Genomic DNA, 19,753 nt, shown 5'->3' on the forward strand with positions numbered 1-19,753 from the left:
TGAATCATAAATCAGAAGTTCAATTCAAAAGGATGATTAATGCAAAAGCAGGATCATCCAGTAACAGGAAGTGGAGCGTTTCACATTGAACCATAACGTTTCTTAATTCGCATTGTTGTTACCAATGTGGGACAACCGGGGCTGATGCCCTGCGGCTGATCAGTCATTAGAAAATCAGCCGCACGGCGTTAGCCGCGGTTAACACCGATAGTGAAAAAGCTGACATAAAGTGAATCATAAATCAGAAGTTCAATTCAAAAGGATGATTAATGCAAAAGCAGGATCATCCAGTAACAGGAAGTGGAGCGTTTCACATTGAACCATAACGTTTCTTAATTCGAATTGTTGTTACCCATGTGGGTCATCCGGAGCTGATGCCCTGCGGCTGATCAGTCATTAGAAAATCAGCCGCACGGCGTTAGCCGCGGTTAACACCGATATTGAAAAAGCTAACATAAAGTGAATCATAAATCAGAAGTTCAATTCAAAAGGATGATTAATGCAAAAGCAGGATCATCCAGTAACAAAAAGTGGAGCGTTTCACATTGAACCATAACGTTTCTTAATTCGCATTGTTGTTACCAATGTGGGACAACCGGGGCTAATGCCCTGCGGCGAATCAGTCATTAGAAGATCAGCCGCAAGGCGTTAGCCGCGGTTAACACCGACAATGAAAAAGCAGACATAAAGTGAATCATAAATCAGAAGTTCAATTCAAAAGGATGATTAATGCAAAAGCAGGATCATCCAGTAACAAAAAGTGGAGCGTTTCACATTGAACCATAACGTTTCTTAATTCGAATTGTTGTTACCAATGTGGGACAACCGGAGCGAATGACCTGCGGCGAATCAGTCATACCAACTGACGAATCACCCCAGAAAATCAGCCGCACGGCGTTAGCCGCGGTTAACATGGATATTGAAAAAACGGACATTAAGTAATTCACGCTCGGAAAGAAATAAAACGCTATCTGCCCCCACAATCAACTCCCCGTGTGGCTCTGTTGGCTCGCCAACAGTGATCGAGCAACCAGCCTCCACCAGTAATAAAAAGGTTGAGCCCCGAATAAAATTCGAGCAGGAAGCAGACAGAACAATAACCCGCCCATCATACAGAAGGGCACCAGCCAGGCGAGGTGAAGATCGGGAAGTAGAAATCGATCAGCATAATTTGGAGTCGAAGTTGTCACATTATTTATCTGCCACACTTCTCAGATATGATTCGACATCCGTCTTTCCACCTGATCCCAATTGAGAATAGTCAGAAATCATGATAGATTTAGAAAGAATCCTATTCTGTCTATCTATTGGTATGCATTACTATGAATCGTTCCAAAATAGTCCGCATTGCAATCATTCTTTTTCTCGGCGTTGTCTGGTTCATCGCCGTTGACTGGTCGTGGTTCGTCCACGACTGCCCGGATTGCTGGCACGGTGAAGATATTACGCAGTATCGCGTCTTCACGGTCCCCATTCATACGACGGTGTATGAGCACCCGTCCGTCAGACAGCAAGTGACCTCTGATCTGGGTAAGCCCTGCATGCACCCAAACATGGAAAGCTGGCACAAACACCGGCGATGGGGGCTTCTCTTCTGCAAATCACCGTGCATCAATGGCGTCTATCGTCTCAGCGGGAAATCATCCTGGTATGATCAAGCTGCGGCAACAAAGATCGTTGCATTGGGAAAACGTGCGCCATCGCTGAAAGAAGAGTTCCACGATCGCGTCTTCACTCAACACGATTACCAGTTTCTGCGTGTGGTCCTTGATCAAGCAGGAGTTGATCACCCGATTCAAGACTAACGCATCACAAAACAGGAGAACTAGAGGGGCATTCCTCTTTTTTAGATTCATGAATTTTAAACGCGTCGAAATCACACTCAACGACGGCCGCAGGATATCCTGCATTTGCTACATTGTTTCATCTTCGGATCGTGGAGCATTGATTTATACACCGTCTGACCGAGCCACTCGTAACTTCATCAGGGTTGCCGAGAACGAAGGCAGAAAACTATTTGGTGATCACCCCGTCATTGTCGTCCCCCCCACCATCACCTATGACGCTGAAGAACGACCAAATCTACCGCCATACCGATTCGTGGGCGAATTTACTTCTGCTCCATTTGATGAGACAAAATGCTGGTCAACGGCTATTATTGTCTGGTACCAGGGTGCTCCGTATCCTGTGATCGGCGAAGATGTCGAAACGGCATTCCGCCAAATCGAATGGAATACGATTGCTAATGATGAGATCGTTGATTTGTGACACAACGTAATCGCGATCTCATCTACTTCCATTGAGTTGCTCATTAAGGAAAATTTTCTCATCACTTCAGAAATCGACAAGAAGGGTTAAAGCAGTCAAGCCATTTTTTTGGTTCCTGACACCTTTTCTCATCTGAGACTCAAACCTGAGGCAAGAACTTTCGCAAAAACATTCTCAGTTGTTAAGGCGAATGCATCCAGCAAAATAATGAGACTAAAAAACTCATTGTGGCTCCTGGAAGCTCAGAGACCATATTCGAAAAGAAAATGGTTCTGAATTCACTACCGAGAGTATTTAGAATAGGCTTCAGAGAATTAAAGAATACCTTAGTTTTTTAAGGCAGATAGCCCTTGAGATGAATAGGAACATCGAATCATACAATGAGAAATTACAAAATGAATTTCTCTACGGTCAGAGCTTCAAAGTGCTGACCCAATGATGAAGAAAAGTTTATAATTTTTTAGACGATAGTCCCCTATATCCAAAACAAATATATTTTGATTGGTTAATATTTAGGTTTCAAAAGTGGCCTATTCTTTTATGGTGTAATTAGTGTCAGGTTGTTTTTCAATAGAAGGTGCTTCATTTGAATTTTCAGTTACCATAGTATTTTCAGTTGCCATACTTATAGAAAACCACTTTGTTCTGATCTGTTGAATATTTGCTTTCTTAATCACCATAATAAAGAAAATGAATACCAAAATGGCTACAGCGACTGGAGTACTGATTGCAATTCCGATGCCATCAATCATATAACCTCCTGAATGTCTATCAGCGGCTTGATAGGATGAATGAAAAGAAGAGGTATTACCTTAGGGTAATGTTGCTTCCTTAATCGTCCACTTTATTACTCTCATAATTTGCGGAATAAAGTATCAAGCCTAGAAATAAAAAAGCCACTCACTGATCAATGTGAGTGGCTGCTTGACTCAGACATCCATTTATGTATACTGCATCCGTCGCATAAGCCGAGTAAGCAGCTTGCGTGACAGCGAGACCAAGCAGCACCTTGGTCTCGCATTCTTCAAGGCGGGGAGAATGTTACCCCTGAATGATTAAGAAATAGTGACGTAATAATGAAGGTATTGTGAATCGCTTTTCCATGTGACACAAGTGTTTTTAAATTAGCTGTTTAGCGATCGACTTATTTCGAACTCTTCTAAAAAATATCAAGCAGTTAGGTTATTTCTCTTATATCCAGCTTACTTAGCCTGGATATCTGAATAGTATATCGGGCTAGTTTATTGTGTATGAATGATCTGTAGTATCCAGATTTACTAATTCCGTTCGCATCTAGTCGGATAGACTTTAGTAGGTACATTTGTTCATGTTTCAGGCGATATCTGAATTTTATTGATTCTGTAGATAAAATCTTAATGAAGAACTTCATTACCCGTTGTCTAGACATAATTATAGGATTGGTCCTATTGGTCTGCTTTTCAAAAACTGGTCCAATTGTTATGAAGGTTCTTAGCGTCCTTTTGACGAGGAGAACTTTTGATGAACAAGCGAAGAAAACGTCACAACCCCGAGCAGATTGTCCGCAAGTTGCGTGATGCGGATGCGATGCTGAATGCCGGTAAAGACCTGGCATCCGTGCTGCAGACCCTGGAGGTCAGTGAATCGACTTACTTGCGCTGGCGGAATCAGTACGGCGGCATGAAATCGGAAGAAGCCAAGCGTCTCAAACAACTGGAAGACGAGAACAAGCGACTGAAAGAACTGGTCGCCGATCTGTCTCTGGATAACAAAATGCTGAAATATATCTCGGAGGGAAACTGGTAAGCCCTTCCCGAAAACGAGCCGCCGTCAACGCGATCCAGGGTGAGTTCCATGTTTCTGAGCGGAGAGCGTGTCTGGTTCTGGATCAGCCCCGGGCCACTCAGCGTTACCAGTCGAGCCCACGCAGTGATGAGCCGTCCCTGGTCAAGCGCATGTATGAGCTGGTACGGTCACGGCCTCGATTCGGCTATCGCCGCATTGCCAGGCTGCTACAACGGGAAGGCTGGCAGGCCAGTTTTACCCGCGTGTATCGTTTGTGGCGTCGGGAAGGGCTGAAAGTACCTCAAAAGAAGAGAAAACGGCGCAGGCTTGGTGATTCCCGGAATGGTTGTCACCTGCTGCGGCCAGAACAGAAAGATCATGTCTGGTGCTGGGACTTTGTGTTTGACCGGACCACATCGGGCAGTTCCCTGAAATGGTTTTCCATTGTTGATGAATTCACCCGGGAATGTTTATCATTGAAGGTTGATCGAAGTATTCGGAGCGAAGATGTGATCGATACACTGGCCGAACTGTTTTCTTCCAGGGGAGTGCCAGACGCCATCTGGTGTGACCACGGCACCGACCGAAACGTCATTTGAAATATCATTGCGCAAGCGATCCACGCGGGAAACATACCCCCTGTAATCGTGCATCTCTGCGGGAAGTTCGGCATCGGTTTCCTCGCAGCATAAAGTCGCGTCGAACAGACACAGATAATCAAATCGCCAGTTCGACTGGATGGTATCATCATTTCTCAACCTGTGTGGCGAGAGAAGTGCGTTCATGGCTTCGACAATGACAGACAGTGTCGTTGACGCAGGAACAAGGACGTACAGGTGTGTCTTCATTTATGCCAAAGATTCAAGAGGATCGAATAACCATTATATAGACAAAACCAGACTGTGCCTCTTTTGACGGTAACGTCTCTAAGCCTGTTTGAGACCGGTCTAATAGATAACTCCAGCCTATGGTTAAATGTGATTCGTTTCAGGTACAGACTTAATCTATCATCTAACTGATTTTTTGTCTATTATCATGTAAAATCCAGCAGAGGTTGTACTCACCGTCTGCCGGGATGGTTCATTCGGTTGAGCCTGAAGATAGCCTTGATGCAGACACTTATCGCCGCTGATAACCTGTTACACTGCGAGATCAAATTAACCTGTTCAAGCTACTATTCCCCGTTTTCACAACCATTGAGTAAGTGAGAGTGCCAGACTCGTATCACCACATCTGCAGGGAGGCTGTTTATGTGACTGAAAAAAAGCGTATCAGATTCATCAGCATTGCAGGTTATACCATTCTCTTTCTGCTGGTCTTTTATGTATCGAGCATAGGCCCCTTTAATGCAAAAATGATGCACTCAGTCAGGGAATCACTGGATAGCGGCAAAATTGACCCGATTTTCACTTTCGACAATTTTGATGCCGTTTATGCCCCCTTAACAGGGGCTGCCAATAAAATTCCCTTTCTGGAAGACCTGCTTTACGATTACCTGATTTTTTGCTCTGAATCGATCTATCCACTGGACCATGCAGGAGACTTTGAACTACTCCCGGTCCCGGAATAACAGGCGTGTCATCCAGATTCGTAACACTGCGGTGCAGGCCACAAGACCCATTCATCATCTTGAAAACATTACCCGTCTTCGTAATCGACCAGATGGGTTTCATGCTGAATAGGATGCAGTCGTCACATCAGCCGTATGGGGTGAGCCGCGGTTCTGCTGCTTCACGTTAAACCGGGACGAATACCCTGTGGCTCACCAGGAATGCCGCTTTGAACCATACTAACCTACTCACGTTTGACTGGCTCAACAAAAAGATCCGAATCAGAATTGTCAGACTCCTGATTTTCAGGGGGGGCGCTGCCGATAAAGCATGGTCCCGAGGGATCGGGCGCGACACGGGGTTGCCTGTCGAACGAGTCGACGTTCCCGATTTCCAGCAACCAGTAATTTTCGCCTCGACTCACGCCTAACGAATATTCATGCAGCCTGCCCTCCACTGCTGTGCCATACCAGCTGATTGAGTCAAAGCCGGTTGGTTCATTTTCGTAAAGCGTTCCCTCCCAGGTCACGCCGACGTCTGTCACCAGATTTTGGCAGGTCGGGTTGTGGCGGCGTTCCGGAACACAATAAGTTTTGATGTCATCCAGCGACCAGCGGGCTTCCAGGGCAGCGGTGACTTCTGCGGCGGAAGCGAACTTTGACTGGGTCTCCGTTGTGACTTCCGAGGAATTTCCACTCGGCGTATCGGGAACCGAAGGAGTGCAGCCCCACATCGTCATCAGGATTGCCAGGTTGAGTATCTGTAGACACAGCTTTCGTTGAGAGCACATAGGATTCCCCGGAGACTTCACACCATGTAGCGATGTGATTGATGATTCGAGCAGACACTCCATGATACCAGCCAGAACTCGCAACACAAATGCATAATTTCCGGTGGAATCCCTTAAGAGAATGCTTGGAATGTCTCAGTGATTCACTTAGGATAGGGACTGTATTTCTGTCTATTTCACACAGGCGTTCGAAAAAAACACGCGATCGGATTGAGTCATGTTACCGCAGAGACGTCAGTTTTATATTCACACATTTATGATCTTATCTGCCCTGCTCCTTTCAGGCGGGAATCAGCTTCTGCAGGCGTTACCCCCTGCCGGAAACATCGATTTCAATGAGAAATACAAACAATTGTTACAGGAAGCGAAATCCGCTCCTTCCAAAAACACCTTGAAAGAAATCGCGTTTGACGCGATCAACGCCAGCCAGTCTGCGATCCAATCAGGCGATTATACGTCCGCTGTGAAGATCGCTACTTTCGCCATTAAAGTCGGGAAAACTGCCGGCAGCAACCACGCCTTTACGCTGGCGAACAGTGTAAGACAACGCAGTGTAATGCTGTCGCTCGAATATCGTGATGTGGAAAAAGCGCATCAAACACTGCAGGAAAATCCCAACGACGCGAGCTCGGCATTCTTATATGGAAAGTTTGCCGCCTTAAAGTTGAACAACTGGAAAGAGGGACTATTCTGGCTTGCCAAAGGGGATGATGCGGAATATCAAACCCTGGCAAAGCAGGAAATCGCAAACTCAAATGATGCAGATGCGCTGCTGACAGTCGCCAATGGCTGGTATCAGTTAGCTGATCAAGAGAAAGGCTCAACAAAACAGGAACTGGAAATGCACGCGTATGACCTGTATAGTCAGGCATGGTCGCGCACTCTTGGCCCTGATCGAGCAGCACTGAATACCAGGTTAAACGAAATGCCCCTGCGGTATCTGAATCACATGCAGGAAGAAGATGTGGTTCATGGTGGATGGCCTTTCGGAAAAAATGGTGACGCGGGAAATGGCAAGGGACTGTTTACCGTCAATCAGCTTGAATTTCCCAATGGTCTGGGCATGGTTCCAGCAAGTAGAGGTTCCGCAAGCGTGTCTTACCAATTGGACGGTCAATTCAAAACTTTTGTGACCGGTGTAGCCCTCACGGACGATAATTATCAATTTGGCGGTACAGTTACATTTACGGTGCTGGGAGATAACCGGGTTCTCTGGAAATTCCCTCTGAAAGATCAAAAGGACGTGCAGTTCTGCAAAATTTCGGTCAGGAACATTAACAGACTGGAAATTCGAACTGAAACGAAATCGATTAATCGGGGTGCACACGCCGTCTGGCTTGATCCACACGTTCTGAAATAGAACCGAATTCAGTTTGAAAAGGAAATGATGAGTGGGAGCAGCCCCCGATACTCTCTCCGAAAACGAACCGCCTCCAGACTGGACTGCCAGTCTGGAGGGAACCTGGAAATCAGACTGGCCGTTAACGAAGCAGCATCTGGAGGCGGAGTGCAATCTGCCTGCAGAAGCAATCCTCGGGCTGGAACGATTGCTGGGCAAGATGACGGTGCAATACGACGGGCATCGTGCCTTCTATACGATGCCCGAAATTCGATATATCAAAGCGGGCAAAGAACACATTCTCGCAGGCTGGACACGGCAAGAGCCCCTGCATGTGCTCGGCCGCACAACGTCGCAGATTGCTCTGCTGACGAAAGCCGTCGCACCCCCCGTCGACCAGGACGCGATTACCCTGCTCACCTTTGAGACTGCGGATATCTACTGGCTCTATTTGGGCCATTCTTCCCTCGTCGGTCTGCATGTCCGAGAATACTTCTGCAGGATCGTATCGAAGTAAAACTCGGTGAGAACTTACTTCTGCTTCGCATCGGGGCCGACGTCTTCCGGTTTCAATTGTTTGAGCAGCCTCTTACCGCTGCGGCGGGTGTTTTTGATCGTGATATTCTCCGGCAGCAGCGTCCGCGAGCGGCTGCCCAGGCCGTGGCCTGTGACGATTTCTTCGCCTGCGTTGTCGATCAGTGTGTTGCCGTCGATGAGTACGTTTTGGACCTGCGCGTGTTGATGCAGTTCCGGGTCTGGCACACCCGCGCTCAAGGCAATCGCACCGTCGATCCGGTCGCCAACTCCTTCGATATGATTGCCGATGATCTGATGCCCTGCACCGACAACGCGAATGCCGCCGGAATGCCGGTCGCCGTCACCCAGGATCAGGTTTTCGCGAACGATGCAGTTATTTCCGTGCCGCAGTGTCAGAGCGCCGGCGCAGCCGAAGATGGTATTGCGTTCGTAAATATTGTCGCACGACTTGTTGGAGATGAGTTCCACTTCGCCGTCACAGTTTTCGAACAGGTTCTCAGTAACCACACATCGGGCTGATTTCATGGACGTTTCACTGGTGCCAATCCGCAGCGTTTCAAAACCGTTGCCGTCTCCCCGTGCCATATCGACGAAGTGATTGCCAGTGATGCGATGCGAGCCGACCTCCCCTTCTCCCACCAGCCAGACGACCAGCATGTTTCCCGAATGGTTCTTGCCGGCTAAGCGGCAGTGATCGACGCGGTGATGGTGTCCGTACAGGCTGAGCCAGGGATAGCGGACATCGATGTCTGCCGGATTATAGTCCGCAATCGTGCAGCCGGTCACCCGGTGATGCGAACCGGACACGCGGATGACGTGCCCCGACTTCAGGCTCCCGTTCTTAAAAGTGAATCCATCAAGCACACCATGCGCGCCGTACAGTCTGAGCGAAGACTCACCCGTCCACGCGACCTGGGAACGCACGGTGACCGGTTTCTCAGGCGTTCCCTTGAGGGTCAGTTTCAATGCGACGTGATGCCAGTCAGCGCCGACGATGGTGATGACATCCCCCGGCTGGGCCGACTCCGCAGCGGCCTTTAACCCGGACGGCGTTTCCACACGAAGCTCTTCCGCATTCGCGATGCCAGCCCAGGCTGTCATAACTAAAACGAGAGACACCAACACGCTCCGGATTGAGTGAAGAAAGAACGCTGGTTCCATCTCTGCCGAACGAGTCGACACTGGTACTCGATCTTTTTTTTTCACTGGTTCAATTTCTGGTTAATGAATGCGCTTATCGGGGCGAGATTTCTTACTTCCCCTTCTCTCTCTCAAACTTCACCAGAATATGTTGGTTCTCAGCGGTTGAAGAAAATTCAGTCGGACGATTCCGACCAGCAGGTGCGAAACACAACTTACGGGTATTCTTTTTGAGTTCGTAGATACCCCGCATCGTTTGTCCCTGGTCCTGCCCCGAAGTTGGTGTGAAATCAATCGTTTTGGGTTTCTGTGTCGGATCAATAGTGCTGGTTCCCTTGGCGACCTCGTTCCCTTCCGAGTGCAGGCTCCAGGTTCCATCAGATCCGTTGACCACCGTAAACTTAGTGGCGTCTGCAGCATCTGCTTTGTTACCATTGACTTCCAGGGTCTTGATCCTCCAGGTTCCTTCAATCAGCTTGTGGTCTTTTTTGATCGCGGCCTCTTTGGCATCGTCGGCAGAAGCAAGCGTAGTCATGGACATGAGCAGAGCGAGTGCTCCGCGAAACAGATATCCGAAATGAGCGCGTTTCATGATATTCCCCTGGGTAGAAGTCTAAATTAGCAGTCAACACACTTTGTACAACTCTCTATCCTAGAAGACCTGCAGGTGATCTACAATGTTTTTCATCACAGAAACCCAAAAGGGGGAGCCTTCAGAATCATGCCAGGGAACACAACATGACTGAGAAGAGTCCAGATGATTATCGCGAACCGCTGTCGAGCGAGGCCATCGCAGCATTAAGCGAAGAAGTCGCGGAACTGGTTGAATCTTGCCGGGGGATATTCGACCAGGATGAACTCGCGGGAGTCGATCATTACCTTAACCATAATGAGCCGGAAATGGCGTTCGAAGGACTGTTAATTGATCTGATCAATGCCAACAGAGTTCCAGATTCTTTCGATTCAGATCAATGGAAGAGGATCGCACAAACCGCCGGGTTACCTGCTGGCGGTGTATTTGATGAAGACATCTGGAACAAGTTTTGTATCTGGCTCGAAGAAAAACAATAACGGATTCATAATCTAAAGGTATCAGTTGCCTCAAACATCTGAACTTTCCCGAAATTAATGAAAGCACTTAACATGCAGAGACTTTCTTCCCACCAGCTGACCCGCTGTAGCGTGTTGATCGTTATTTCAGTGGTCTGCCAGGTCTCATCAGGCCAGGAACCAACTTCCCCCGACACACTTGACCGTCCGCTGCGGGTTCTGACGGCGAACATCTGGAACTATGCAGAGCCGTACGAACTTCGCATGAAACTACTGCGCGAGCAGATCACCGCACTGCAGCCTGATGTGATCGGCTTTCAGGAAGCGGGCTGGAAACCAAAAGAAGAACACCAGGTCAAACAGTTGCTGCGGGGCATGAACTACTTTATTGAACATGAATCCGATGGAGCCGATTCCAAAGAACGCCGCCTGCTGGATGTGGCGGTCGCGTCCCGCTGGCCTTTGAAACGCAAAGCATTTCATAGTCTGCCTGGCAGCGGGAAAGCGCTGGCAGTTGAGATCGCAGCACCACAGCCCATCGGGCGCCTGTTGTTTGTTTCCACATTCGGGACAGCGCGCTGGCAGTTCGACCGCGAACTCCAGCGCGAACGCGATGCCGTAGCGCTGGACCGTTTCGTTCGTGAAATCAGCGATCCCAACGGCTTCCCGCCGATCATTGCCGGCGACTTTGACGCCACACCGGACTCTGCCAGTATTCGTTATCTCACCGGACTTCAGAGTCTGGATGGACACAGCACGCATTACTATGATGCGTGGAAAGCAGCCGGAAACAGGGACGAAGGGAATACCTGGTCCACGCAGAATCACTATGCGAAAAAGACCACCGAACAGTTCTGGCGTCGCTCCGACCATCATCGCCGCATCGATTATATCTTTCTCGGTTCCCCTCACCATTATCGCGGATATGCACGTGTTGTCTCAACGCGCGTCGTACTCAATCAACCTGTCGGAAAAGACTGGCCCAGCGACCATTTCGGCGTTCTGGCAGAGATCGCGACGACACCAAAAGGCTCTGAAGCGACAGGCATCGACAAATAGCAATCATACAATTAACGCATTTTTCATGAGCCATGAACCAGCATCGTGCTTCCGTGGTCATTACAATTACTGATCAGTTCGATCATCTATAGTTCGTGAAAACTCCATCGACACGAAGAGATCAACCAGTGATTTCGTTTCAAATTAAAAAGTAAGGTTCATTTCAATCATGCGTTGGCATCTGATTTCAGGAATTGTGACTTCACTGTTCGGCCTGTTTTTAATCGCGGGCGGCCTGTTGATGCTCGGTTCGCTGGCGTACTACAATATTAAGCATGGGCCCATCGAATTCAGCAACGGTGAATACGCGGCGCTCGACAGCGTCGCCCTCACCTGGAAAAACATATTACGAGGCAGTGCCTCACTGCTTACAGGCATCGGCCTATCCATCGCGGGAGTCTGCTGGTTAAAACAAAAAATCCGCTACGGGCTGGTCCTGTTTATACTCTCAATGGCTTTTTCGGGAATCACGAGCGCAGTCATTCGCAATATGTAAAGCCATTCAGCCTATGCTTGGGAGCATCAGCGACGCCCCATGTAATAGAGACCGAGTTGAATGCCATGGCCAGCGGTTCAGACCACCGTCAGCAGGACTGGCTTGCCCTTCGTAATGACCAGGGTATGCTCGAACTGGGCTGACAAGTTTCCTGCCTCCCCTGCCAGGGTCCAGCCATCATTGCCTTCCGTGACGATTCTGCTTTTCGTTGACAGGAAAGGCTCGATGGTAATGACGAGCCCTTCATGCAAAACCCTGGTATCTCCTGGTACAAAATAACCGGGAATCTCACCAGGTTCTTCGTGCAGACCTCGCCCGACACCATGGCTACACAGATTGCGAATGATGCGAAAACCGGTTTGATTCGCGACTCTCTGAATCGATTTCCCGATCCCATTCAGCGGACGACCTGCCCTTGCAGCGTGACAGGCCTCGGTTAAAGCCATCTGAGTAGAAGCGATTAATTTGTCTTTGAGAGGATTACCCGGAGGCACTACGAAGGTGCCGCCCGTGTCTGCAAAATAGCCGTTCTTCTCGGCTGAGACATCAATGTTGACAACATCGCCTGGTTGAATCACCCGATTGCCGGGAATCCCGTGTGCCGCTTCCTCATTGATACTGATACAGGTATAACCGGGAAAATTGTATGTCAGTTTCGGAGCGGACCTGGCCCCGTGAGATTCCAGCAAGACTTTCCCCACCAGATCCAACTCTCCTGTGGTCATTCCCGGCTCTGCCTGTTCCATCATTTCCTGCAGGGTGACCGCGACGATTCTACCAATTTTCCTCAGTTCCCTCAGGTCTTTTGCAGTTTCGATTGTCACGAAATACTCCTCATTCGTTTTTAAACCAGTAATCCAGTGCACGACTTTAGCATAAACAGATCAAGTCGCAAACAGCTGCGTTTCGATATCTTTGAAGGCTTTGAACTCCAGGGCATTGCCGCTGGGATCCAGAAAAAACATCGTCGCCTGTTCCCCCGGCTGACCGGCAAAGCGAATGTAGGGTTCGATCACGAATTCTATATCCTGTTCGCGCAGTCGATCCGCCAGCGAATTCCAGCGATCCATCGTCAGCACCACCCCGAAATGGGGAACAGGCACACCATGACCGTCAACGGGGTTGGCGTGAGAAGCGATTTTGCCCTCGGGTCCCAAAGTCGGATTCAGGTGACAGACGACCTGGTGACCGAAGAAATTGAAATCGACCCACGTCTCGGCACTGCGACCTTCACTACAGCCCAGCAGTCCGCCATAAAAGGCTCTGGCTTCAGCAATGTCACGCACATGAAAGGCAAGATGAAACGGATCAACGGGCATAAGAATTCTCGGCTGCTGGAGTAAGTGGAAAGAAAACCTGTAACATCAATTTAACAGGCACATGCGGCAGCAGCAAGAAAAAGAGACAATCGTCACTCCCCTGCCTGGATCCCTTTTGCCTTGGTAATCAAAAAGTCTTCCAGTGAATCATACGGACTCTTTTCGGCAGGTATGTCAGGCGACGTCACCGTGCATTCCAGACCGAGCGCGTCCATCGCTGCCTTCAACTTGAGTCCCAGCAGCACATGGTGGACCCAGATCGCCGATTCCGTATCGCGTGTGACTTTGGACGCAGGGCGGCTATACGTCATAAAAACACTCACACGATCATCACTGTCGAGATGACTAATTGGTGACGCGTCCTGCATCAACGCTTTGACAGCAGGTTTATTAATGTCCGCCTCACCTTCAATATGATAGAAGGCCGGCATCGCAGGTCCCATCGCCAGATCGGGAACGCCAAACCATTTCCGAAAGGTATGAATATCATAGGTGGGCTGGCCATTCATTGCCCCCGCTGCCAGGACGCGTGTTGATTGACGGGCGATCGGATCGTCGCTATCCGGATCAGCCAGGTCATCATGAAAGGCGAGCCACAGACTGATGCCGGCTCCCGCGGAACCACCAAAGCAGACTACGCGCTCCGGGTCGAGATTCCATTCTTTCGCGCGATTTCGAATGGTTTGCAAGCCGCGGGCAGCATCGTGCATCTGCATGGGATACGGGCCCGTATCTGTCAGGCGATAATTCATCGCTGCGACAGCCACGCCCGCTTTGTGACAGGTTTCCACCAGCCCCCGTTTCAACAGCGATTTATCTCCCCCGCGAAATCCACCGCCATGAATAAACAGGACCAGCGGAGTCGGTTTCCTGGCATCGGGAACCGGCCACAGATCAAACCGCTGCAATGGATGATCGCCATAAGCGACATCAGGCACGGTCGCGACGACCCTGGGCGCATTATTACGTCGTGAGCGCGGCGTCCCTTTGTTCTGGTTGCCTGCCCGATATTTTCGCAGTTCTTCCCCACTTAATTTGCCATCTTTGTTCTCGTCGGCTTCGGGAAATCGCTGCAGCATGCGTTTAAGTCGCGCCTGCATTTCCGGACTGTTCTGTTGTTTTTTCACATGCGCCGCCAATTCACGGGCAGACAGAACTCCGTCTTTATTGGTATCGCTTTCAGGAAACCGTTTTAACAGCGCTGCGCGACGTGAGTCTCTATCACCGGCTACCTGTTTCGGCTCTTGACTGAATGTGGTTGTACATGAAAATAAACAAATTGAAATGATGATGTAATGTTTCATGCTGTTATTAACCCCAAACGACTCTTCTGGTTTCGTGATTCATTCACATTTTTCAAATCAAAGATGTCTGTTCCCGTGACCAGACGGACAATGTCTGCTAATTTTAATCAGCAATCATACCTGGATAATACATTCTTCACCGGACTTAAGAGCTTGTTGTCTTCTAACAATCCTGTTTTTTTTGCAATATTATTTCAGTGTGAGATAGAATATACTATACACCAGTGTTGAGGACTCAATCATCAGAAGTCCTGTTGATCAAGCTTGTGTCTATTCCGCTCCAGGGTTAAAGCATGTCAGAACAGAATCTCGATTCTGATTTCCAGCAAAAGTCTTCGCTGCCAGTCGACTTTCTGAGATTGCTGATGGTTCTGGCACTCATACTTCTGGCTGGAGCGCTCTCGCAATATTGGCAGGGTGCCATAATTTGCGTGGGCGCCTCCGTCGGCATGTTTCTGGCAGAACGATCTGGTTCCAGTCGCAGGCGGGAATTTCTGTTCCTGCTGGGTATCCCGCTACTGTCTTACTGGCTGGTGCTCATGTCCTCATTCCTGTTGCATTCGGACAGCGTCACTGCAGGCCAGATCAGCCTGTGGGCAGTGATTGGTCTCTGTACCGGGATTGTTCCAGCGGCCCTATCCGTGGTGGTTCTCTGTATTGCTTCCGCTCTGATTGATAAACTGACGGGACTGCGTCTCTTGAAATATAACTGGAATCATAATCATTAACGGACAATTAAGAGACTACTCAATCTTAATACCTTGAACCTCACCGCCTGACTCCTAAGAAGACTGCTGCTCACTTTCAATTTCGAAATGCCGCACCGCGGTATCATTTAGCGCACGTGTGGCAATCGCTACAGAAAGGCCCACCGCCAGCATACCAACCAGGCCAATTCCGACACTCACGATTTTTCCGATGGCCGTCTCAGGAGTGATATCACCATAGCCGATGGTCAAACCGGTGATGCAGGTAAAGTAAATCGCATCCCCAAAATCGATATTCTCATATCTCCAGATCAGAATCGCTCCCAGGAAAAGAATCAGGAGCAACCCGTAGATAATTTCCTGGATGTAAGACGCATAACGCTTGAAAGCAGAGAGAAATTCAAGAAACAGAGGCAGACGCTTTTCTATCACGTGTCGTAACATGGGTTGCATTTCATTTTGCTAAATGATTGAGAGAATAAGTGAATCACAGACAGGCGAAAGTCTGGCTGTGGCTGATGTGAACTTGAACTGAATGACGTGTTGTAGAAGTAAGACAGATTCCTGCCCCCTCTCCGGCAAGCTCATTCAAACAACTCAAGTTCAGAATAAGTTCGTTGAGTTCTCAGCATCAATCAGTGCTGCGACCTGCCTTCACGTATTGTTTCAACAGCGCGTGCATCTGCATAACTTTCTCGGGGTGTTTACCTGAAATGTCGGTCGACTCGGCGATATCCTGATCCAGGTCATACAGTTGATATTTCACCGGGACACTATTATCCAGAACCTCGTTGATGGTTTTCGGTCCCTTGACCATCAGCTTATACGGTCCCTGGCGGACGGCGAACGTACCATTGTGATGATTGTGGATAATCGCTTTGTGAAACGAAACAGGCCGCGATTCACCAGTTAATGCCGAATAAAAACTGACGCCGTCTTCAGCAGTGTTGCTGTCTAAATTGACGTTCAACATCTCCGCCAGCGTGGGCAGGACATCGTTAAACACAATCGTCGTCGCACACTGTTCGCCCGGCTTGATTTTATCAGGCCAGCGCACAATAAACGGCACACGGTGTCCCCCTTCTTCGAGGCCCCCCTTCCAGCCGCTGCAGTCGCCGGTACTGTCATGTCCATAAATCTGTGTATCCCCCCGCACCCAGCGCTGCGGATAGCCGCGCGTCCGATCAACGGGTCCGTTATCGCTGGTGAAGAATAACAGCGTGTTGTCTGCGATGCCCAGTTCGTCGAGTTTACTGAGCAGTCTGCCGACATGGTGATCTAGTTCGACGACGAAATCTCCGTACGTACCTGCCTTGCTCTTCCCGACGAATTCCTCGTTGGGAACAATCGGATTGTGAGGCGTCGTCATGGCATAATACAGGAAGAAAGGCTGATCGGGTTTCGCGCGGACCGAAGTCTCGACGAACTCACACGCCTTGTTCGAAAGCGTCGGCACCAGGCGATCCATCGTGTAACCCTCGGCGATGATGTTATCATCCCGGCCAAACCATTCGCCGTGTATTTTCTTCGCCTGCTCCGTCGTCAGCGTGGGAATCACGGTCACGCGATTGTTCTCGATGAACGCCGCCGGGTTCATCTCCGCAGAACCGGCAGTGCCGAAGGAGTAGGCGAATCCATAGTCTTTCGGCCCCTTTAATGCGGGAGCAGCGAAGTCGATGTTTTTGAAGTTCTGGTAATTGGGATCGACGCGAATCTGTTCCCGCTCGCTTTCGTCGTGCAGCTTCCAGTCAATCCCCTGATGCCATTTCCCCACCAGCCCGGTCTGATAACCGGCGTCCTGCATCAGATTCGCAATTGTCCTGCGTCCCGGTTCAATCAACGTGCCGGCGAAGTTAGCGAGATTGCCCCCCGATCCCAGTCGCGTGCGCCACATGTAGCGACCGGTAAGCAGGCCATAGCGGGAAGGCACACAATACGATCCCGCGGCATGCGCGTCGGTAAACACCAGACCCTGCCGCGCGAGTTGGTCCAGATGCGGAGTCGGTATGCGGCTCTGTCTGTTGAGCGCCGTCACATCCCCCAGTCCCATGTCATCCGCGAGAATGATGACGACGTTGGGTCGAGGTGACTGATCCGCCGCTGATAATTCTGTTGATTCAATAAACGACATCAGCATGAAACAGCAGACCAGAGTGATAATAAGCCTTCGCATGGTGTATTCCTCAACAGTGCGTCTTTAATAACAGACGCAGAGTGCGATGATAAGTTCTACTAATAAACTACACAAAAAGAAGGCGGAAGGGAATATTCAAGACACCTGCACCGCCATACCTTGATTGGTTCATAATACACTGCACTGATACCAAATATCATATTTTCAAATAAAAGCAGTTGCCTTAGTGTGTCATCCACACTACCATATGTGTATTACAAACACTATCAATAAAGAATTTAATTCGGCGACAGCGAACCAGTTCTAAAACAAGTCAGGATCGGGAGAAACACAAAGACTGATCCAAAATGGATTTACATTCAATATTTGACGATGAAGCACAGTTCGTAACGGGGAGAAGTTCCATGATCAGTATTAAAACAGTTCGACAGGGGGAGCGGGTTGCGATCTGGGATTATAAAGGGCGGGTGGAGTATGTCGATGGTCCTCGGCGGTTGATCCTGTTTCGCAAGTCGATTGAACCGTTGCGGCAGTATTGTGCCGGTGCAGACCAGTATCTTTCTATTGAATTTGTCGACGGGCACTGCGAACATCAGCGGGGACCGATCTCGATCTGGTATGACCCGGTTCAGCATTTATCGATTGACGTCATAACTGCGCTGGAACTGGATTCGCACGAAGCGATCGTGGTCTATCGCCGTATCGGAAATGAAGTCCACAGACGCGTGGAACGTGGCCCCATGCTATTCGTTCCCGAGGAAAATGAATGGCTGCATGACTTTCGGTGGCATGGTGCAGACCCGAAAGATCCAGCCCACAAGGTTCCCCGGGCGTTAAACTTTAATAAACTGCGGGTCATTCCAGACCAGACGTACTATCTGGTAGACGAAGTGCGAACTGCCGATGATGCGTTACTGACCGTCAAACTGATGATCTTTTTTGAATTGTCTGACATTGAAAAGATGCTGGATCAGACGCACGATCCCATTGCCGACTTTATCAATGCGGTCACGGCCGACGTCGTCGATTTTACCGGAACGCGTTCCTTCGAAGCGTTCAAGCAGGACACCGAGCAGTTGAACGAACTGGAGTCGTACCAGAATCTGCTGGCACGGGCAGCCCGGATTGGCTACCAGGTCAATAAGGTTGTGTACCGCGGTTACACGGCGGGCGAGACACTGCAGACGATGCACGACAGTGCGATCGAAGCCCGGACACGACTGAAGCTGGATGCGGAGACCGAAATTCAGGCCCAGGAACTGGCCGACGTGCAACTGGCGCGGGAAGCCATCCGGGCCGAAAAACGCCAGGAGATGGAGTCGAAACAAACCGAACACGACATTCACCTGCAGCGATTGCAGCACGACGAGCAGATTCATCAGCAGGCAGAATTACAACTTGCCGACGAAGAGACCAGTCGCCGCGTCAATCAGATCGAGTTGGAACATCAGCGAGCGAAAAATGAAGAACAGGGTCGTTATCTGGCAGCGATGCGCGAAATGCAGATCGACCTGACCCGGTACCTGGTCGCCCAGTACCAGAACCCGGACCGTCTGATTCGCATCAGCGGCGATCATGACGCGAACCTGCATTTGCACGAAGAGAATTAATAAATCTGAAAAGGAACTTTCATGACAATCTATTTTTATTCGACGAAAGATGCTTACGGCGAGTTTTCGAACTTCAAAGCGTATCCTTTCGAATTGAAGGGGAAGACCTGGCGAACCGTGGAGCACTATTTCCAGGCACAGAAATTCGCAGGAACAGAGCACGAAGAAGAATTACGCGAAACTCCCAGCCCGATGGTCGTGGCCCGGAAAGGACGTTCGCGAAAGCGACCACTGCGAACAGACTGGGAAGAAGTAAAAGACCAGATTATGCGAGAAGCAGTATATGCAAAATTTGAGCAACACGCGGAACTTGAAGAAATGTTGTTGAACACAGGAGACAATGAGATCGTGGAACAGACAACGCGCGACTACTACTGGGGCTGCGGCTCAGAAGGCACCGGAAAAAACATGCTGGGAATCATTCTCATGGAAACACGAGAACGTTTGCTAAGCCGCCAAACGGCTGATCCGAAAGAATAGAAACCAGCTGAAAAATACAACACCAGGGAAGAACATTGGGGGGCAGGTCTAGACCTTTTGAGATCAACGCCTTAATTTTCACCAGTCAGAATATCCCTCGCATGGCCCAGGCAGCAGCATTGTGTTTCGTATTGTTCGTCCCTGCTTGCATTGGTGTCGTTGCAGTAATATAAGTCAAGGTAAGTACGTGCGGCGGTGTTGCGTTC

Annotated in this window: 22 protein-coding genes; 13 read left to right on the forward strand and 9 right to left on the reverse strand. The window is 49.4% G+C overall.

The genetic code is table 11. The annotated features are described in order from the left end of the window. Window positions 1–1,322 precede the first annotated feature (1,322 nt). On the forward strand, window positions 1,323–1,805 hold the full coding sequence (locus Pan161_RS18360; protein ID WP_145229574.1) for a hypothetical protein: 483 nt from the start codon (window positions 1,323–1,325) through the stop codon (window positions 1,803–1,805). Window positions 1,806–1,854: 49 nt separating this feature from the next. Continuing rightward, entirely contained in the window at window positions 1,855–2,268 is a 414-nt protein-coding gene (locus tag Pan161_RS18365) for a hypothetical protein (protein WP_145229575.1), read from the forward strand. A gap of 530 nt (window positions 2,269–2,798) precedes the next feature. On the opposite strand, the gene Pan161_RS18370 is transcribed toward Pan161_RS18365, so the two are convergent. Next, on the reverse strand, window positions 2,799–3,020 hold the full coding sequence (locus Pan161_RS18370; protein ID WP_145229577.1) for a hypothetical protein: 222 nt from the start codon (window positions 3,018–3,020) through the stop codon (window positions 2,799–2,801). A gap of 748 nt (window positions 3,021–3,768) precedes the next feature. On the opposite strand from Pan161_RS18370, the gene Pan161_RS18375 reads away from it, so the two are divergent. The 3 genes from Pan161_RS18375 (at window position 3,769) to Pan161_RS18385 (ending at window position 5,602) form a co-directional block, all read left to right on the forward strand. Continuing rightward, window positions 3,769–4,053, forward strand: coding sequence for a transposase (locus tag Pan161_RS18375; protein WP_145229579.1), 285 nt, complete (start codon window positions 3,769–3,771; stop codon window positions 4,051–4,053). Window positions 4,054–4,202: 149 nt separating this feature from the next. Beyond that, window positions 4,203–4,631 carry a DDE-type integrase/transposase/recombinase gene (locus Pan161_RS18380; protein ID WP_145229582.1) on the forward strand — a complete coding sequence of 143 codons (429 nt, stop codon included), beginning with the start codon at window positions 4,203–4,205 and terminating at the stop codon, window positions 4,629–4,631. Between the two features lie 653 nt (window positions 4,632–5,284). Then, entirely contained in the window at window positions 5,285–5,602 is a 318-nt protein-coding gene (locus Pan161_RS18385; protein ID WP_145229584.1) for a hypothetical protein, read from the forward strand. 224 nt (window positions 5,603–5,826) lie between these two features. Here Pan161_RS18385 and Pan161_RS18390 read toward each other — a convergent pair whose 3' ends face one another. Continuing rightward, a complete protein-coding gene (locus Pan161_RS18390) occupies window positions 5,827–6,372 on the reverse strand; it encodes a hypothetical protein (protein ID WP_145229586.1) in 546 nt (181 codons plus the stop codon). Between the two features lie 217 nt (window positions 6,373–6,589). On the opposite strand from Pan161_RS18390, the gene Pan161_RS18395 reads away from it, so the two are divergent. Both Pan161_RS18395 and Pan161_RS18400 read left to right on the forward strand, forming a co-directional pair. After that, on the forward strand, window positions 6,590–7,732 hold the full coding sequence (locus Pan161_RS18395; RefSeq protein ID WP_145229588.1) for an NPCBM/NEW2 domain-containing protein: 1,143 nt from the start codon (window positions 6,590–6,592) through the stop codon (window positions 7,730–7,732). 31 nt (window positions 7,733–7,763) lie between these two features. Further along, window positions 7,764–8,228, forward strand: coding sequence for a hypothetical protein (locus tag Pan161_RS18400; RefSeq protein WP_145229590.1), 465 nt, complete (start codon window positions 7,764–7,766; stop codon window positions 8,226–8,228). Between the two features lie 14 nt (window positions 8,229–8,242). On the opposite strand, the gene Pan161_RS18405 is transcribed toward Pan161_RS18400, so the two are convergent. Next, window positions 8,243–9,367, reverse strand: a complete 1,125-nt coding sequence (locus Pan161_RS18405) for a polysaccharide lyase 6 family protein (RefSeq protein ID WP_197995392.1) — start codon at window positions 9,365–9,367, stop codon at window positions 8,243–8,245. A gap of 133 nt (window positions 9,368–9,500) precedes the next feature. After that, window positions 9,501–9,980: a TIGR03067 domain-containing protein gene (locus tag Pan161_RS18410; RefSeq protein WP_145229594.1), complete on the reverse strand. Its 480-nt coding sequence runs from the start codon at window positions 9,978–9,980 to the stop codon at window positions 9,501–9,503. Window positions 9,981–10,126: 146 nt separating this feature from the next. Between Pan161_RS18410 and Pan161_RS18415 the strand changes: the two genes are divergently transcribed. The 3 genes from Pan161_RS18415 (at window position 10,127) to Pan161_RS18425 (ending at window position 11,993) form a co-directional block, all read left to right on the forward strand. Further along, entirely contained in the window at window positions 10,127–10,459 is a 333-nt protein-coding gene (locus Pan161_RS18415; RefSeq protein ID WP_145229596.1) for a hypothetical protein, read from the forward strand. 72 nt (window positions 10,460–10,531) lie between these two features. Next, window positions 10,532–11,497: an endonuclease/exonuclease/phosphatase family protein gene (locus Pan161_RS18420; RefSeq protein WP_197995393.1), complete on the forward strand. Its 966-nt coding sequence runs from the start codon at window positions 10,532–10,534 to the stop codon at window positions 11,495–11,497. 169 nt (window positions 11,498–11,666) lie between these two features. Then, window positions 11,667–11,993, forward strand: coding sequence for a hypothetical protein (locus tag Pan161_RS18425; RefSeq protein ID WP_145229600.1), 327 nt, complete (start codon window positions 11,667–11,669; stop codon window positions 11,991–11,993). A 77-nt stretch (window positions 11,994–12,070) separates the two neighbouring features. Here the strand turns inward: Pan161_RS18425 and map are convergent, their stop codons facing one another. The 3 genes from map to Pan161_RS18440 form a co-directional block, all read right to left on the reverse strand. Beyond that, on the reverse strand, window positions 12,071–12,817 hold the full coding sequence (gene map / locus Pan161_RS18430) for a type I methionyl aminopeptidase (RefSeq protein WP_145229602.1): 747 nt from the start codon (window positions 12,815–12,817) through the stop codon (window positions 12,071–12,073). 60 nt (window positions 12,818–12,877) lie between these two features. Then, window positions 12,878–13,312, reverse strand: a complete 435-nt coding sequence (locus Pan161_RS18435; RefSeq protein WP_145229604.1) for a VOC family protein — start codon at window positions 13,310–13,312, stop codon at window positions 12,878–12,880. A 92-nt stretch (window positions 13,313–13,404) separates the two neighbouring features. Next, window positions 13,405–14,616: an alpha/beta hydrolase fold domain-containing protein gene (locus tag Pan161_RS18440; protein ID WP_145229605.1), complete on the reverse strand. Its 1,212-nt coding sequence runs from the start codon at window positions 14,614–14,616 to the stop codon at window positions 13,405–13,407. Window positions 14,617–14,909: 293 nt separating this feature from the next. On the opposite strand from Pan161_RS18440, the gene Pan161_RS18445 reads away from it, so the two are divergent. Further along, on the forward strand, window positions 14,910–15,344 hold the full coding sequence (locus tag Pan161_RS18445) for a hypothetical protein (RefSeq protein WP_145229607.1): 435 nt from the start codon (window positions 14,910–14,912) through the stop codon (window positions 15,342–15,344). Between the two features lie 54 nt (window positions 15,345–15,398). Here the strand turns inward: Pan161_RS18445 and Pan161_RS18450 are convergent, their stop codons facing one another. Beyond that, window positions 15,399–15,767 carry a potassium channel family protein gene (locus Pan161_RS18450; RefSeq protein ID WP_197995395.1) on the reverse strand — a complete coding sequence of 123 codons (369 nt, stop codon included), beginning with the start codon at window positions 15,765–15,767 and terminating at the stop codon, window positions 15,399–15,401. 187 nt (window positions 15,768–15,954) lie between these two features. Further along, complete coding sequence (locus Pan161_RS18455; RefSeq protein WP_145229611.1) at window positions 15,955–17,496, reverse strand: sulfatase family protein; 1,542 nt, start codon at window positions 17,494–17,496, stop codon at window positions 15,955–15,957. Between the two features lie 365 nt (window positions 17,497–17,861). Here Pan161_RS18455 and Pan161_RS18460 point away from each other — a divergent pair, with 365 nt between their 5' ends. Then, complete coding sequence (locus Pan161_RS18460) at window positions 17,862–19,067, forward strand: flotillin family protein (RefSeq protein WP_145229612.1); 1,206 nt, start codon at window positions 17,862–17,864, stop codon at window positions 19,065–19,067. A gap of 21 nt (window positions 19,068–19,088) precedes the next feature. Continuing rightward, on the forward strand, window positions 19,089–19,547 hold the full coding sequence (locus Pan161_RS18465; protein ID WP_145229614.1) for an NADAR family protein: 459 nt from the start codon (window positions 19,089–19,091) through the stop codon (window positions 19,545–19,547). Window positions 19,548–19,753: the final 206 nt, after the last annotated feature.

The sequence above is a fragment of the Gimesia algae genome (genome assembly GCF_007746795.1).
GTDB lineage: Bacteria > Planctomycetota > Planctomycetia > Planctomycetales > Planctomycetaceae > Gimesia > Gimesia algae.